This window comes from Vibrio nigripulchritudo (genome assembly GCF_027924785.1).
GTDB lineage: Bacteria > Pseudomonadota > Gammaproteobacteria > Enterobacterales > Vibrionaceae > Vibrio > Vibrio nigripulchritudo.
This window is the reverse complement of the sequence record NZ_AP027049.1, coordinates 3,826,158-3,843,257: the sequence shown is the minus strand read 5'-3', so window position 1 is coordinate 3,843,257 and position 17,100 is coordinate 3,826,158. Positions and strand designations below refer to the sequence as shown.

Here is a 17,100-nt window from a genome sequence, read left to right as displayed (position 1 = left end):
ACATTCAGTAGACAACCATGCTCAAATCCTTTCGTTCCGACAATCAGATTATTTGGTTTGATGATGCTCTGGTAGAACCGGAGCATCATTTATTTGATTCTGAATATTGGAAAACCTCGGGTAAGGTGATCGGCAGTGCCAAAGGGCGAGGAACCACCTTGTTTTTAGATCTTGAAGGTCGAGAGGCGGCGCTAAGGCACTACTATCGCGGTGGCTTGTTCGGCAAGTTAGTACGGGACGATTACTGGTTCTCTGGTTGGGAAAACACGCGCTGCTACCAGGAATTAAAGGTGCTGGACGAATTAAGCCAAGCTGGTGTTCGCGTGCCCAAACCCATTGCCGCGCAGGCAACGAAAAAGGGATTTCTCTACCGAGCAGATATCCTGACTGAGAAAGTCAAAGACGCTAAAGATCTGGTGGCGTTATTGGTCGAACAGCCGCTGAGTTCGGATGTTTATCGTCGCATTGGGCAAGAAATCAGAAAGATGCACGACGCAGGCGTGAACCATACCGACCTGAATATTCACAACATCCTGATTGATGCGAAGAGCGATGTCTGGCTGATCGATTTTGATAAATGTGCTACTCAGTCAGGGACGGGTTGGCAAGAAAGCAATCTCGCGCGCCTGTTGCGATCCTTTGAAAAAGAAAAGAAAAAACGTTCCATTCTTTGGGAACAATCAGATTGGCATGACCTGGTAGCGGGCTACCAGTTAACCGCTTCGAATGCTGCAATGGAAAACAAATAATGAATATCCTAATGGCGCTGTCTCAGCTTGAAGTCACAGGTGCGGAAGTCTACGCCACAACAGTCGGCGATAAACTCACAGAGCTGGGTCACAACGTAAAATACGTATCCGATACTCTGACTAAGCCGCACAAAGGGGAGTTCTTTAAGCTTCGCTTCAACAAACGAAGCATATTTCGTCGTTTCTGGCACGTTGGCTACCTTATCTATCTGATCAAAAAACACAGAATTCAATTGGTGCACGCACATTCCCGAGCATCAAGCTGGAGCTGTCATATTGCTTGCAAGCTTACCAACACCCCAATGGTGACCACCGTTCATGGTCGCCAGCCCGTTCATGCTTCGCGCAAAAGATTCCACGCCATGGGCGACAAAGCGCTTCCGGTGTGTGAAGCGATTCAAAAGCAGCTTATTGACGAGCTTGAGGTGCCTGAAGCGCAGTTGGAAGTCAGCCGAAACGGCATCAATACCTCGGAATTTCAATGGGTGCCAGCCCCTCAGAATACCAAGCCTGTTATCACGATTATCGGTCGCTTGAGCGGTCCGAAAGGCGACTTGTGTTATCAGTTGCTAAAAGAGTGTCTGGACACCGACAAGTACCATGTGAAAGTGGTGACTGGAAGCGAGGTGACAGAACGGTTCCAACCTTTTGCCGATACGGTTGAATTTACCGGTTATACCGATGATGTGGTTTCCATGTTGGCGCAATCTGACTTGGTTATTGGCGCTGGGCGAGTTGCCATGGAGTCTTTGCTTTGTGGTCGACCAACCTTGGCGGTTGGGGAAGCCAGTTTAGTCGGCTTGGTGAATCAGGAGAACATCAAGACAGCGATGTCGACCAACTTTGGCGACATTGGACCGAAAGATCTCGATATCGACTTCACTCAAGTTCCGGCGCTGGTTGAACAGGCAGTGAGTCAACCTCATTGCGACGAGAATGTATCGCGCACCATTCGAGAGAACTACGAGCTGGATTCTATCGTTGAGCAGCTTGAAGGTATTTATCAGGATGTCACGGTCACCAAGCTGCAAAAAGAGATGCCGATCATCATGTACCACCGCTTTATTCGGGACGACTCGGAAAAAGGCATCAACGGTACGTTCATGCACATCGACATGCTTGAAAAGCATTTCCAGCTGATTAAGAAGATGGGTTTTGAAACCGTCACCTTTGAAGATCTGAAAGACAAGGGCTTCATTCACAGGCTGTCTCCGGGTAAGCGGTTCATTATGATCACCGTGGATGATGGGTTCAAAGACAACCATGAGTTATTGTTACCCTTGCTGAGAAAGTACAACTTCAAAGCGGTGCTTTATGCGGTGACGGGCGAAACCTACAACCGCTGGGATGTAGAAGGGGTAGAGACACCGGATCGTAAAGTGGAGTTGATGTCTCGTGAGCAGCTAAAAGAGATGTCGGATTCTGGTTTGGTTGAAGTGGGTGGACATACATTGACGCATCCGAAGCTCAGCCAACTGGATGAAGCGCAGCAGAGGCATGAAATCAAAGCCAACAAAGAAGAGCTGGAAGCGCTACTGGGTAAGTCTCTGACGTCGTTTGCTTACCCGTATGGTGACCATAACGAAGACACAAAATGCATTAGCAAAGAATTGGGTTATGACTTCAGTGTCGCGACCAATTCGGGTCCACATGCACTCCATCAGGACCCTTATCAAATTAGGCGAATTGCGATTTTCCCGAGAACGGACGTGTTTGGGTTGTGGCGAAAAATCAAAGGTAACTATACGTTCCGAAAAGCTAAGTAACCTGAACGGTTACTCGCGGAATATAAAGAAGGCGCTGAGTTCAGCGCCTTTCTATTTTCAACTTGGGAGGAGATTAACGCTTCTTCGCATTAGCAAAGGCAGCCGCGAATGCACCACCCATTGCACCGTTTTGAGGCTCGTTGCGTTGCCCTTGGTTACGGTTGCGCTGATTGCTTCTGTCCTGGCGCTGACCAGAAGGTCGAGAACTGCGGTTGTCTTGTCCCGGCTCGTCATTCAGCCTCATTGAAAGCCCGATGCGTTTGCGCTGAACGTCCACTTCCATCACCTTCACTTTGACGATGTCGCCAGCTTTCACCACTTCGCGAGGGTCAGACACGTAACGATCGGTCAGTGCAGATATGTGTACCAGACCATCTTGGTGGACACCGATGTCCACAAAGGCGCCGAAGTTTGCCACGTTAGAGACGACACCCTCCAGCACCATGCCCGGCTCTAGATCCGAGACTGCATTGATGCCGTCCGCAAACGTCGCGGTTTTGAACTCAGGACGAGGGTCGCGCCCTGGCTTGTCGAGCTCTTTGATGATGTCCGTAACGGTCGGTAAACCGAACGTGTCGTCAGTGTAATCAACGGCTTTCAGCGCTTTTAGGAAACCACTGTCACCAATCATACCTTTGACGTCTTTCTGATTCTTTTCCGCGATGGATTTCACTACCGGGTAGGCTTCAGGGTGAACCGAAGACGCGTCTAGCGGGTTTTTTCCATCCATGATGCGAAGGAAACCAGCACATTGCTCGAACGCCTTAGGACCAAGGCGCGCGACTTTCTTCAAAGTTGTGCGGCTTTCAAAGCGGCCATTCTCATCACGGAAGTCGACAATGTTTTGTGCCAGCGTGCTGGATAGCCCTGCAACGCGAGTAAGCAGCGCCGGAGAAGCGGTGTTTACATCCACGCCTACGGCGTTAACACAGTCTTCCACTACTGCATCCAGACGTTTTGCTAGCAGGCTTTGGCTGACGTCGTGCTGATACTGACCGACACCAATGGATTTCGGATCGATTTTCACCAGCTCTGCCAGTGGATCTTGCAGACGACGGGCAATCGACACTGCACCACGCAGCGACACATCCATGTTCGGGAATTCTTTCGCTGCTAATTCGGATGCGGAGTACACCGAAGCACCCGCTTCGCTGACGATGATCTTCTGCACTTTTAAGTTGCCGCGTTTGATAACGTCTGCCACAAAGGCGTCGGTTTCACGTGAAGCGGTTCCGTTACCAATGGCAATCAGGTCAACACTGAACTGGCGAACCAATTGCTCTACCACGTGTGCAGATTTGTCGTATTGCTTTTGAGGTGGATGAGGGTAGATAGTGTCTGTCGCCAGTACTTTACCCGTGGAGTCCACCACCGCAATTTTTGAACCTGTACGCAGGCCAGGATCAAGACCCAAAGTGGCGCGAGGTCCTGCTGGCGCCGCCATCAACAGGTCTTTTAAGTTGGTGGCGAATACTTCAATGGCTTCGATTTCTGCGCGCTCCTTTAGCGCTGCCATCAACTCGGTTTCCATGTGCATGGAAATTTTAATGCGCCATGCCCAGCTGATCACTTGCTTACGCCAGCTATCGGCAGGAGCTTGGCTAAGGTGGATACCGTAATGCTCGGCAATGATGGATTCGCAGTAAGAGCCGCGCTGACCTTCTTCCTGTTGTGGGTCGGCATTCATTGCCAGTTGCAAGAAACCTTCGTTACGACCGCGAAGCATAGCCAGAGCGCGGTGTGACGGTGCTTTGCTGATCGCTTCATCGTGCTCGAAGTAATCTTTGAATTTCTCACCTTCACGCTCTTTGCCCTCGATAACGCGCGCGCTCAACTCGGCGTGTTTATTCAGGTACACACGTACCTTTTCTAGCAAATTCGCATCTTCTGCAATGCGTTCCATGATGATTGCGCGAGCACCATCCAAAGCGGCTTTGGTGTCTTCAATGCCTTTTTCAGTATTGAAATATTTACTGGCTTCGCTTTCCGGATCGTGTTCAGGCTGTTGCCAAAGGGTGTCCGCGAGTGGCTCTAAACCAGCTTCAATGGCGATTTGCCCTTTAGTGCGACGTTTGGGTTTGTAGGGCAGGTACAAGTCTTCAAGACGAGTCTTGCTGTCAGCGCCGTTGATTTCTGCTTCAAGTTCGGAGGTAAGTTTGCCTTGCTCTTGAATCGATTTCAGAATGGTCTGGCGGCGCTCATCCATTTCTCTCAGATAAGAAAGGCGTGCGTCGAGGTTACGCAATTGAGTGTCATCTAATCCACCCGTCACCTCTTTACGGTAACGGGCGATAAATGGAACCGTGTTGCCATCGTCGATCAGGGTAACAGCGGCAAGGACTTGCTCGGTACGAACACTGAGTTCTTGAGCAATGGTTTGACAGATAGCTTGGCTCATCCGTGTGTACTCTTAGTTATTCTTTAGAATGTAGGAAAGGTCGATACGTCTAGAAGCTTAGCTCTGGTCGTACTGAATGGCATTGATAAACCATTCTTTTTCACCTTCAGGAGTGCGGACCACGCATTCGTCGTCCACTTCTTTTTTTAGTAGGGCTCGCGCCATGGGCGAGTCGATGGAGATGTAATCTTTCACTCCACCGTAAATTTCATCAGGGCCGACAATGCGAAAGCGTTTAACGTCGCCAGCTTCGTTTTCGACTTCCACCCAGGCACCAAAGAAGACTTTGCCTTCTTGCTGAGGGGCGTAATCCACTACTTTGACCTGTTCCAGTCTTTTGCGCAGGTAGCGAACCCGGCGGTCAATTTCGCGTAAACGTTTTTTGTTGTACTGGTAATCGGCGTTTTCTGAGCGGTCGCCAAGGCTGGCTGCCCACGTCACTTTCTTGGTGACTTCCGGGCGATCTTCTTTCCACAGAAAATCCAATTCTTCTTTCAGGCGGTTGTAGCCTTCGCGGGTAATTAAGTTTGTTTTCATCCAGCTTTGAGCGGTATCCGAAGTTAGGGTCTGTTGTACCACAAGTCGGTTCAAATGGAATGCATCAACTTATGGGATTTGAGTAATTTTGACATGGGATTTAATTTCAGCCACGGAATGTCGCGATTTCGACATCAAGTGCCCATTTTTTATGCTCTGATGTGGCGTAGCACGTCATTTGCTGTTTCATTTTATGTATGGAATAGAAAATGAGCCAGCAATGACAAAAATTAGAGCAACAGGTTCCGTCGTTCAAGTGAGAGAGCAAAGTTCCGAATCAGTCAGAAGCATCAATCGACTCAAAATCAGCCGCGGTCACGCTACTCCTCAGACAGATACCTTAGTCGTTGAGGAACCGTTGGCAATCTGGTTGCGCCAGAAATCAGAAGATACCATCAACGAAAAACTCTGGATGTCGACCATGAGAACACCGGGACAAGACGTAGAAATGGTGACTGGATTACTGCTGGCAGAAGGGGTAGTAACGAGCGCTGCGGACATTCGAAGCATCAATCTGAACGAAGACTCGGATGGCAGGAATCAGTGTGCGGTAGAGATATCAGACAAGGTCGTTGTGGACTTTGATGACCTGACGCGCGCACCTTCCTATTCAAGCTGCGGGATCTGCGGGAAATCTTCAATCCGTTGGCTGGAAACTCGTGGGGTTCCTGCCCTGCAAGGGGAGTCTGGCTGGTTGCATTCCCAAGTCGTCACTAAGTTGCCCGAGATATTGAAATCCCATCAGGCACTGTTTGCTCAAACAGGGGCATCACACGGATGCGCATTGTTTGATGAGCATGGAGAGTTTCTGGCGATAGCTGAAGATGTGGGTCGACACAATGCGCTGGATAAATTGGTGGGGCTGAGGGCTCGTAACCGTAAGCTTGAAGCTCAAGGTCAAATGGTGGCGCTCAGTGGGCGCATTAGCATCGAGATGATGCAAAAGATCGTAGTAGCAGGAATCCCCGTTGTGGTTTCCGTCGGCGCTCCTACTCACATTGCAGTGCAAATGGCGCATCGCTTTGGGGTGACATTGATTGGGTTTTGTCAGCAAGCGTCTTTTAACGTCTATTGCGGTGAGCATCGTTTGTCGGAAAGTATGTAGAAAATGAGACATATCTGATACGGATATCGGAGTCAGTCATGACAGTTAAAAAATACAAAGGTAATGCGGGCGGCTGGGGTGCTTTAATGAGCACGACTCAGCACTTAATGAAAAGTGAAAGCGTCATTCGCAATATTCGTAACTTACTCAGCACCAACCAGCACGATGGTTTTGATTGCCCCGGTTGTGCTTGGGGCGAGTTAGAAGAAAATCGCCGCTTTAAGTTCTGTGAAAATGGTGCGAAAGCCGTGAACTGGGAAGCGACCAGCCGACGTGTGCGAGCCGATTTCTTTGCAACTTACCCAGTCTCATGGCTTGCCAAGCAGAGCGACTATTTTTTGGAAGATCAGGGGCGACTTTCCGAGCCCATGGTTTATAACGCACAATCCGACCACTATCAGCCAATCAGGTGGGGAGAGGCGTTTGAACTCATCGCCAGGCACTTAAAAGCCTTGCCTGATCCCAATCAGGCAGAGTTCTATACCTCTGGCAGAGCCAGTAACGAAGCGGCATTCCTGTATCAGTTGTTTGTGCGCGTCTATGGCACCAACAATTTTCCAGACTGTTCCAATATGTGTCATGAAGCCAGTGGTGTAGCGCTAAAACAGTCGATCGGTGTGGGAAAGGGTACTGTCACCTTGAATGACTTTGAACACGCGGACGCCATTTTTGTATTTGGGCAAAACCCGGGGACCAATCACCCTCGAATGCTGGACACGTTAAGGAGTGCTTCTTTGCGAGGGGCAAACATCGTGACTTTTAATACGTTGAAAGAGCGAGGGCTGCAAAAGTTTACTAACCCACAAGCGATGGATGAAATGCTGACTGGCGGTGGTACTCAGCTGACTCACCATTACTTTACGCCAAAGCTGGGTGGCGATATGGCTGTGGTGCGCGGAATGGTCAAAGCTTTGCTGGCGATGGAAGAGAGAGCACCGTCGTCGGTGTTTGATGCGGAATTCATAAAGGATCACACGCTTGGTTTAGATACTTACCTCGATACTGTGCGAGCTACACCGTGGGACAAAATCACCGAACAATCCGGGCTTAAACAAAATGAGATAGAGCTGGCAGCGCGAATTTATCAGCAAAGTGAAAATGTGATTCTGACCTGGGCGATGGGCATTACCCAGCACCATCACTCGGTGAAAACCATTCAGGAGATGGCTAATCTTCAGTTGCTGTGTGGGCAAATTGGCAAGAAGGGCTCCGGTCTTTGCCCGGTGCGTGGTCACAGTAATGTACAAGGTGACCGAACCATGGGGATTGATGAAAAAGCCCCTGCCGCTTTGTTGGATTCTCTTGAAGCGCAGTTTGGGTTTAATCCACCCAGAAAAGCAGGGCACAACACAGTGCAAGCGATTCAAGCGATGGAAAATGGAGAAAGCAAAGTCTTCATCGCTTTAGGCGGAAACTTTGCTGCGGCGACGCCGGATACCGAGCGAACCCTCAAAGCTCTGGCGTCCTGCGAATTAACGGTGAATATCGCAACCAAGCTGAATCGCACTCACGTGACTCCCGGAAAAGCCTCTCTGCTATTGCCTTGTTTGGGGCGCACCGACATCGATCTGCAAAAAAACGGGGCACAAAAGGTGACGGTTGAAGATTCGTTCAGCATGGTTCATGCGTCAGGTGGGGTAGTCGAAAGTGATACTGCCAACATGCGCTCTGAACCTGTCATTGTGGCTGGTATGGCTAATGCAGTTCTGGGGAAAAGTCCGGTCGACTGGCTTTCGTTAGTCGAAGACTATGACCGAATCCGAGACTTAATCGAGCGCACCATTCCCGGGTTTGATGATTTTAATCAGCGCATCAAAGAGCCTGGCGGGTTTTATCTTGGTAACCGAGCGGCAGAGCGGATCTGGATGACGGAGAGCAATAGAGCGACATTTCATTCTCACGAATTGCCTGACTCTATTATCAAGTGGGCGAAGCCGAGGAAAAACAGTGCTCCCGTTTTTGTGTTACAAACCATGAGATCGCATGACCAGTACAACACCACCATCTACGGGTTTAATGACCGATATCGAGGCGTTACCGGTGAGCGTAAAGTGTTGTTTATTAATTCTTCAGATATCAAACTGCTCGGGCTGGAAGAGGGCGATCGGGTAACTATTGCGGCTTGTTGGGGGGATGATGTTGAGCGAAAAGTCAGCGAGTTTAAGCTGGTGCCTTACGATATTCCGGCAGGCAATCTGGCTGCGTATTTCCCAGAAACCAATCCTCTAGTGGCGTTAGACAGTCATGGGGAGCTGAGTTTTACTCCTATTTCGAAATCCATTCCTGTGACAATTGAAAAAATAGAATCATCTTCTGTGATATAGAAGCATAATTCTCTGATAAAGAAGATTTCTCTGACAATATTCTCTCGCTGTCCGTATGAGATAAAGTATATACTCGTCCACCTACAGATGTTTCATATATGAAGCGAGGAAATAAAGTGTAACAATTGATCGAGTGAAAAACGCTCAGTCAATGCTACCTTTATGGCGATGTTAAAAGTTGTTAGCGGAAGTAAGATCTATGCAAGAGAACTACAAAATACTAGTGGTAGATGACGATGCTCGTTTACGTTCATTGTTAGAGCGCTACTTATCTGAACAAGGTTTTCAGGTGCGTAGTGTTGCCAACAGCGAACAGATGGATCGTCTGCTAACACGTGAAAACTTTCATCTGATGGTGTTGGATTTGATGCTACCAGGCGAAGATGGCTTGTCTATCTGCCGCCGCTTGCGTAATGCCAACAACATGCTGCCTATTCTGATGCTGACGGCAAAAGGCGATGAAATCGATCGTATCGTTGGTTTGGAAGTGGGCGCCGATGATTACCTGCCAAAGCCGTTTAACCCTCGTGAATTGCTTGCCCGTATTCGTGCGGTATTGCGTCGTCAGACCATTGAAGCACCAGGTGCGCCAAGTGCAGAAGACAAAGTGATCGAGTTTGGTGATTTTGTGCTTAACCTTGGCACGCGTGAAATGTTCCGCGGTGAAGAGCCTATGCCTCTGACTTCCGGTGAATTTGCCGTGTTAAAAGCACTGGTAACCAATGCCCGTGAGCCGATGTCTCGTGACAAGCTAATGAACATGGCTCGTGGACGTGAATACTCAGCAATGGAACGTTCCATCGACGTTCAGATTTCTCGTTTGAGACGTATGCTGGAAGAAGACCCAAGCCGCCCACGCTATATTCAGACGGTCTGGGGACTAGGTTACGTATTTGTGCCAGACGGCAAAGAGATGTAATCCTGACTAAACCGTTAAGATAGGGAGTAAAGACGCACAAACGTGACGAACTTACTCCCTAACTTTTTTCATCACAATAGGTCTTCAGACCCTAATCACAACAAACATCCCAAGGAGCCTTCCATGCGATTACGCAGCTCCCGCACCCAAAGTATTTTTCTTTTTCTTACTTTGCTGATCGCCAGTCAGGTGTTCTCTTATTTTGCTGTCTACAACTACGCGCTTTTGCCCAGCCTGCAACAGTTCAACCGTATTCTTGCCTACGAAATGAACCTGATGCTGGATGAAAGTGTAGAGCTTGAATCCGGAGTGACACTCGATGCACCTCAGCGTAGAAAGCTGTTAGAGCAGCTTGGCGTCACCATGCATACTCTGGACGAAGCCATTGTGGAAGAGTATGACCGCGCGACTGAAATCGAACTTATGAGTCAGGAAATGACGACTGCATTGGATCGGGAAAGTCACGTTCGCCTGATTCTGTCAGACGAAAGCTATGTTCTTTGGGTAAAAATTGAATCGCTTCCCGGGTTTCTTATTCGTATTCCTCTTTCTGAATTGCAGGAAGAAGACTTTGCTCCGTTTTTCCGTAATAGCCTGATTGGTGCGTTACTGATTATCGCCGGTGGCTGGCTGTTCATACGTTTGCAAAACCGCCCTCTGATGGCATTAGAGCGTGCCGCGAAGAGCGTAGGGCGTGGAGAGATCCCACCACCTGTTCCAGAACGTGGAGCGACGGAGATAAAAGCAGTAGCGAAAGCCTTTAATCAGATGTCCCGTGGTATTCAGGAACTAGAAGGCGATAGGGCGTTGCTGATGGCGGGCATCAGTCATGACCTGCGTACTCCGCTCACCCGAATCCGTCTGGCAACAGAGATGATGTCCCCGGAAGATGCTTACCTTGCCGAAGGCATCATCAGTGACACGGAAGAATGTAACGAGATCATCAGCCAGTTTATGGATTACCTGAAGCCGGTTAACAAAGAGTCGTTTACCTCAATTCACTTGAATGACATAGCAAAAGAAGTAGCAAGCTCAGAAGGCGGCTACGAAATTCAGGTCGAAACCGACTTCTTTGAAGACAGCAAACCTGTGCTCGGCAGCCCCATCGCCATCAAACGTGCGATCAGTAACTTGGTGGTCAACGCCATTCGCTATGGAGACGGCTGGGTTAAGGTCAGCTCCGGCATGACTGCAGATAACAAGTTGGCGTGGGTCTGTGTGGAAGATAATGGTCCCGGTATCGAAAAAGACCAGATTGCCAAACTGTTTGAACCCTTTACCCGAGGTGATACCGCCCGAGGAAGTGAAGGCACCGGGCTGGGGCTTGCGATAGTGAAACGCATCATGAGTCAGCATCATGGCTCGGTGGTGGTCAACAATCGCAGCGAAGGCGGGTTAAAAGTCCAGATCAGTTTCCCGACCGCGAAATAAACAACGCAGCAGACAGAGCCTCGAAAATCGAGGCTCTGTTGTTTTCTGCCCCCTTGAAGATCTTGCGATAGCAAGTCAAACTAACTCTCTGAATCCACGTTTACTTTTCTGAGCAAGAGAGCATTCCTATGTCCCAACTGTTATCTGCCATTCCACTGACTGAGCTTTCCGGCGTGGGTGCGAAAGTAGCAGAAAAGCTTGCCAAAGTTGGGCTGCACAATGTGCAGGATCTTTTGTTTCATCTGCCTTCCCGTTATGAAGACCGTACCCGAGTCTATCCCATGGCGAAAGTTCACCCTGGGCTATGGGCGGCGGTGCAGGGGAAAGTCATGGGAGTAGACACCATATTTGGTCGTCGAAAAATGCTGGTAGTTAAAATTAGCGATGGCAATGGCACCGTTACTCTGCGTTTCTTCAATTTCACCGCAGGGATGAAGAACAATTTTTCTAACGGTAAGTTGGTACACGCTTACGGTGAGATAAAGCGTGGCGCTAACGGGTTGGAGATCATTCACCCCGAATACAAATTCCACGCGGCGGATCAAAAAGCCGAAACCGAACCCACGTTAACGCCAGTTTACCCGACGACGGAAGGGCTTCGTCAGATCACGCTACGTAACCTGACTGATCAGGCTCTGGAATTGCTGGATAAGGCCGCTGTCACTGAGCTGCTTCCTTCCGGTCTGTACAACAATCAGATGACTATGGGGCAAGCGCTGCATATTATCCATCGACCTTCTCCTTCGATTGATTTAGAAGCTTTTGACTTAGGTGAACACCCCGCTCAAAAGCGTCTGATTTTAGAAGAACTACTGGCGCAAAACCTGTCCATGCTGGCGGTTCGGAGCAAAACTCAACTGGATGCCGCGTTGCCTTTGCCAAATGTGGATGGGCTCAAAAATCAATTGCTGGATCTATTGCCATTTAGCCCAACGGGGGCACAGCAGCGCGTGGTGAAGGAAATCGAGCAAGATTTAGAGAAGCCTCACCCAATGATGCGATTGGTGCAAGGGGACGTGGGTTCCGGTAAAACTCTGGTTGCTGCGCTTGCGGCGGTTCGAGCTCTGGAGCACGGGCAGCAGGTCGCTTTGATGGCCCCAACCGAGTTACTCGCAGAGCAACACGCCATCAACTTTGCCAACTGGTTTGAACAAATAAAGTTAAACGGCGAGCCCATTATGGTGGGTTGGCTGGCTGGCAAGTTAAAAGGCAAAGCCAAAGAGAAAGAACTGGCTTCTATTGCCAGCGGCGAAGCACAAATGGTGGTAGGTACGCATGCACTGTTTCAGGAACATGTGGAGTTCAAAAACCTGTCACTGGTGATCATTGATGAGCAACATCGCTTCGGGGTACACCAGCGTTTGGAGCTGAGGGAGAAAGGCACCAAACAAGGCTATTATCCACATCAGTTGATCATGACCGCCACCCCAATCCCAAGAACCCTAGCCATGACGGCATACGCCGATTTGGAAACCTCGGTTATTGATGAGCTACCGCCAGGGCGAACCCCCATTCAAACTGTCGCGATCCCAGATACCAGACGTAAAGATGTGATTGACCGAGTCCGCAGTGCCTGTCTTGACGGCAAGCAAGCCTACTGGGTGTGTACCCTGATTAATGAATCCGAAGTGTTAGAAGCGCAAGCTGCCGCGGATACCGCCGAAGAGCTGAAGCTTCAACTGCCTGAACTTAAAGTCGGGTTGGTGCACGGCAGAATGAAGCCCGCTGAAAAACAAGCCATTATGGCGCAGTTCAAAAGCAATGAACTTCATTTGCTGGTGGCAACAACAGTCATCGAAGTAGGAGTGGATGTTCCCAACTCCAGCTTGATGATCATCGAGAACCCGGAAAGGCTAGGCTTGGCACAACTTCACCAGTTACGAGGACGAGTTGGGCGAGGGTCGGTTGCCAGCCATTGTGTACTGCTTTATCACTCACCGCTTTCAAAAACAGCCCAGAAGCGCTTGGGTGTGCTTCGAGAAAGTAACGATGGATTTGTCATTGCACAGCGCGATTTGGAAATTCGTGGACCGGGTGAACTGCTTGGAACAAAACAAACCGGATTGGCAGACTTTAAGATTGCCGACTTGGTGCGAGACCAAAAAATGATCCCAGAAGTTCAGCGTATTGCCAGACACCTGCACGAGCAATATCCAAACAATGCTCAAGCTATCATAGACCGTTGGTTGGGCGACAGAGAGTTTTATTCAAACGCGTAATAGTCATTACTATTTTTATCAAAATAGGCAGTCAGCATCATGGCTGCCTTTTTGTTATTTAATTAGTCAATAAAAAATAATCTAAGTCAAATAAATGGTAATTACATTTATTTTTATTCCTATATATTGATGTAAAGCTTTTCTTTTTCGGATTTATATCGGCTTTTTTCTTTTGTCTAGAATATAAATCTCAAGATAGATAAACCATTGGAACAGTAATTTATAATTGTTAAGTGTGTCTAACTTTCATCCAAACTTAATGTAACCCTAATTTTATTGGTGATATTTTTCGCAGTAAAAAATAAATCAAACTAATAGTGTTGTTATTAGTTTTGGTGTTTATAAATGGGCTTGGAACATTAAATGGCGAATATATTACTGGTTAGCCATTGGGTGGGAGGAGATATACTTCCTTTTATTCGAATGGGCGTGTATTTAAAAAAGCAGGGACATCAAGTTCGTGTTTTCAGTCATTATGGTTATAAGGATTGGGCTGACGAAGCTGGGCTGAATTTTACTGCCTTGGAAAGTGAGCAGGAATACCAACAGTTGCAAGTGGCTTTACCAGATTTCCTTGAACCCTTCACCCAGCCACAACAATTCGAAGCTTTTCGGAATCAATATTTAAGCCCAGAGCGTCGCCTTAAAGAATTCAATATTATGGCTAAATGGGCTGGTGAGCCTGATACCGTGATCATTGGGCGCTGCCGCTCCAGTATTGCTGCCATGCACCTGTCTGAGGTGCACAAGATTCCTTACATCAACGTATATCTTGCCCCAAGCAATTTAAGCTACATGACGCTCATCAATCAAAGCTTTAAAGCGTTAACAGATCGTGAAATCAATGAGTTAAGAAGTGAACTTGGTCTTAGCACCCAGTCCACATGGCTGGATTACCAGTGCTCAGCACCTCACAGTCTGGCGCTATGGAGTCACCTTTCAGAGTGGAATTCTGAAATCTCGGGGCAGTTAACACCTGAAGCCATAGGTTTTCCGTTATCTCAACCTGACGAATCCGATGGGATGCCGGACAACATTGCCCACTTTCTGTCTCAATACCCTAACCCTATATTAATTACGGGTGGAACTAGCCAGCTGATTTCAAAAGATTTTTATCGAATCGCGATAGAGGCCTGTGAGCAATTTGACCGAGCGGTTATCGTCGTGACAGAGCACGACCACTTGCTCCCTAATACTTTGTCTTCGAAGGTTTTGAGAGCCAGAAGATTGCCTTTTGATAAGGTGTTTCCACATTGCTCTTTAGTTGTTCACCATGGCGGAATTGGCAGTACCGCTCAGTGCCTGGCTTCAGGTGTCCCCCAGCTTGTCATGGCTCATATGACTGACGGACCTGATAACGCCAGAAGGGTTAAATCATTGGGAGTCGGCCGATTCCTGCCACAATCTGACTGGAATACAGAAACGCTTCGACAATCTATCGATGAACTTAGTTCTGGCTTGTTGAATGAGCGATGTATAGAGGTGGCCCACCATATCAATCAGGAGCAGCCGTTTTCAGCAATCAATCGTCTGGTTGAAACTTTGGTATCTGAAAAAAGTGGATATGTGTCGCCACCTGAGTTATCAGAAAAGAGATCTCAACCAGAATCTAATTCAGTAAATCCTGCGATAAAAAGAAAAATTAATAAAAGAGCACTGCTAGAGCGAAGGCTTAAAGCGAATAATTAAATACCGGTATTCAGATATTTCTTAAAGGCTATTTCAAAGAGATAGCTTTACATTTATGAATAATATTACGTGGAACAAATATGATTGATGGTTGTGATCAATATCAAAATATAAGCCTTCAACGATTGTTTGAACAAAGAGTGCTATTGTCGAAAGACAATAACGCAGTGGTCTTTAATAATCAGGCAATAAGCTTTAGTCAATTAGAAGAAAAAGCAAACAAGCTTGCCAATTTACTTATAAGTAGTCAGATAAAACCACAAAACAGAGTTGCCATTTTATTGGAACGCTCTATTGATACCATCGTTTCTATGCTGGCGATATTAAAAGTCGGGGCGACGTACATTCCGATAGACCTGAATTACCCAAGCTCTCGCATTGAATACATGCTTGAAGACAGTCAGTGCCATGCAGTGTTGGTTGATGAGAGCGGTTTGGAATGTATGAATGCGATAAGCGTTCAATCTGATTTCTGCGTGATTCGTGCTTCTGTATATGAAGCCATGTCTTCGGGTTTTGATGCGCATACCAGCCAACCTTCTGACTTGGCTTATATCATTTACACTTCCGGTTCGACAGGAAAGCCGAAAGGCGTGTGTGTTACCCATCAAAACTTACTGAACTTTAATGCCGGTATGCAGGAAAGCATTGGTCTGGACAGCGTTGCCAGTATCGCGTCACTGACCACGGTATGCTTTGACATTTTTGTGCTCGAATCGATAGTTGCTCTGCTGCAGGGATTATCTGTACACCTTGTTTCTGACGACCAACGTAAATCCGCCACGGCACTGGCACAGGTGACGGAATCTGTTGATGCGCTTCAAATCACGCCATCGCATCTGACATTACTCTTGGAAGACCCCATGTTCACGGTGGCGCTGTCCAAACTCAATCTACTGCTGATTGGTGGCGAAGCTCTGCCGCAGCCTTTACTCGAAAAACTGCAAAGCGCGACCTCCGCGCGCCTATTCAACATGTACGGACCCACTGAAACCACCGTGTGGTCTTGCGTTCAGGAGCTTACCCATCGAAGCCAGGTGGATATTGGCCTCCCGATTCTCAATACGCAAGTTTACCTTCTGAATGAAGAAGCGCAGCCTGTTGAAGAAGGTGAGGTAGGGGAGCTTTGCATTACAGGAATGGGTGTCAGTGCAGGGTACTGGAAAAAGCCAGAGTTAACCGCCCAAAGCTTTGTACAACATCCTTTAGTACCCAATGGGAAACTCTACAAAACAGGCGACTTAGGCGTGCGCCAACTCGATGGCAGCTATCAGTGCTTAGGGCGCATAGATCATCAAGTCAAAGTCAACGGCCATCGTATTGAGTTGGGTGATATTGAAAGCCATATCTTAGCCGTTTCCGACGTCCAGCAAGTCGGGGTTGTCCTTTCACAAAATGAGTCGGTCAAAGACAGTATTGCTGCATTTGTGGTGCTCCATTCTGACGAGTCGCTTAGCCCGGGACAAATTCGTGAAGCATTGGTATCAAAACTTCCCGATTACATGATTCCCAGCCATATCCAACTGCTCACCACCTTGCCATTGACCGACAACGGCAAAGTGGATCGCAAGAGCCTTGCCCAGCGCCCCATCCAGTTAATGGAACCCGTCGATGTACAGGGCGCTTCCTTGTCTAAACCTGAAATTTATGTCCCTGAAACCGACATTGAGGAAGAAGTTCACAGACTCTGGTGTGAAGTCTTCAATCGTTCTCCCATATGTTGTGAACAAGGCTTTATGGCGATGGGGGGGACTTCAGTTCTGGCAATTCAGCTTCTAGGGGCGGTGCATTCTGAGTTGGGTGTTGAAGTGAAGTTTTCCGACTTTATTACACGCGCAAACACCATTCGAGATCTTTCCGTCTGGATAGAAGATCTGATTCTGGCAGACATGAGTGACGAAGAAATCGAAGCCCTGATGGCGTCTGAGTAGCCATCAATCGAAATACAACAATGAAAACAACC

The 17,100-nt window shown here is 48.1% G+C and carries 11 protein-coding genes; 9 read left to right on the top strand and 2 right to left on the bottom strand.

What is annotated here, in order from left to right:
* Positions 1 to 17: 17 nt before the first annotated feature.
* Both QMG91_RS17495 and QMG91_RS17490 read left to right on the top strand, forming a co-directional pair.
* The gene (locus QMG91_RS17495; RefSeq protein ID WP_281827949.1) at positions 18 to 749 is read left to right on the top strand and encodes a 3-deoxy-D-manno-octulosonic acid kinase; all 732 of its coding nucleotides are present in this window, start codon (positions 18 to 20) and stop codon (positions 747 to 749) included.
* Positions 749 to 2,515: a polysaccharide deacetylase family protein gene (locus QMG91_RS17490; protein ID WP_281827947.1), complete on the top strand. Its 1,767-nt coding sequence runs from the start codon at positions 749 to 751 to the stop codon at positions 2,513 to 2,515. Before QMG91_RS17495 ends, QMG91_RS17490 begins: the two co-directional genes overlap by 1 nt.
* A 73-nt stretch (positions 2,516 to 2,588) precedes the next feature.
* On the opposite strand, the gene QMG91_RS17485 is transcribed toward QMG91_RS17490, so the two are convergent.
* Together QMG91_RS17485 and greB are read right to left on the bottom strand one after the other, a co-directional pair.
* Positions 2,589 to 4,913, bottom strand: a complete 2,325-nt coding sequence (locus tag QMG91_RS17485; protein ID WP_281827945.1) for a Tex family protein — start codon at positions 4,911 to 4,913, stop codon at positions 2,589 to 2,591.
* 57 nt (positions 4,914 to 4,970) lie between these two features.
* Positions 4,971 to 5,450, bottom strand: coding sequence for a transcription elongation factor GreB (gene greB, locus QMG91_RS17480; RefSeq protein ID WP_004405156.1), 480 nt, complete (start codon positions 5,448 to 5,450; stop codon positions 4,971 to 4,973).
* A 220-nt stretch (positions 5,451 to 5,670) separates the two neighbouring features.
* On the opposite strand from greB, the gene fdhD reads away from it, so the two are divergent.
* The 7 genes from fdhD (at position 5,671) to QMG91_RS17445 (ending at position 17,068) form a co-directional block, all read left to right on the top strand.
* Positions 5,671 to 6,555 (top strand): formate dehydrogenase accessory sulfurtransferase FdhD, encoded by an 885-nt coding sequence (fdhD, locus tag QMG91_RS17475; RefSeq protein ID WP_281827943.1) that lies wholly within the window; start codon positions 5,671 to 5,673, stop codon positions 6,553 to 6,555.
* 38 nt (positions 6,556 to 6,593) lie between these two features.
* Complete coding sequence (locus QMG91_RS17470; RefSeq protein WP_281827940.1) at positions 6,594 to 8,879, top strand: FdhF/YdeP family oxidoreductase; 2,286 nt, start codon at positions 6,594 to 6,596, stop codon at positions 8,877 to 8,879.
* A 199-nt stretch (positions 8,880 to 9,078) separates the two neighbouring features.
* On the top strand, positions 9,079 to 9,798 hold the full coding sequence (ompR, locus tag QMG91_RS17465) for an osmolarity response regulator transcription factor OmpR (protein ID WP_004405153.1): 720 nt from the start codon (positions 9,079 to 9,081) through the stop codon (positions 9,796 to 9,798).
* Positions 9,799 to 9,921: 123 nt separating this feature from the next.
* A complete protein-coding gene (gene envZ, locus QMG91_RS17460; RefSeq protein ID WP_281827936.1) occupies positions 9,922 to 11,229 on the top strand; it encodes a two-component system sensor histidine kinase EnvZ in 1,308 nt (435 codons plus the stop codon).
* Positions 11,230 to 11,357: 128 nt separating this feature from the next.
* Positions 11,358 to 13,448: an ATP-dependent DNA helicase RecG gene (gene recG, locus QMG91_RS17455; RefSeq protein ID WP_281827934.1), complete on the top strand. Its 2,091-nt coding sequence runs from the start codon at positions 11,358 to 11,360 to the stop codon at positions 13,446 to 13,448.
* A gap of 363 nt (positions 13,449 to 13,811) precedes the next feature.
* On the top strand, positions 13,812 to 15,137 hold the full coding sequence (locus tag QMG91_RS17450) for a glycosyltransferase (RefSeq protein WP_281827932.1): 1,326 nt from the start codon (positions 13,812 to 13,814) through the stop codon (positions 15,135 to 15,137).
* A gap of 80 nt (positions 15,138 to 15,217) precedes the next feature.
* Positions 15,218 to 17,068, top strand: a complete 1,851-nt coding sequence (locus QMG91_RS17445) for a non-ribosomal peptide synthetase (RefSeq protein WP_281827930.1) — start codon at positions 15,218 to 15,220, stop codon at positions 17,066 to 17,068.
* Positions 17,069 to 17,100: the final 32 nt, after the last annotated feature.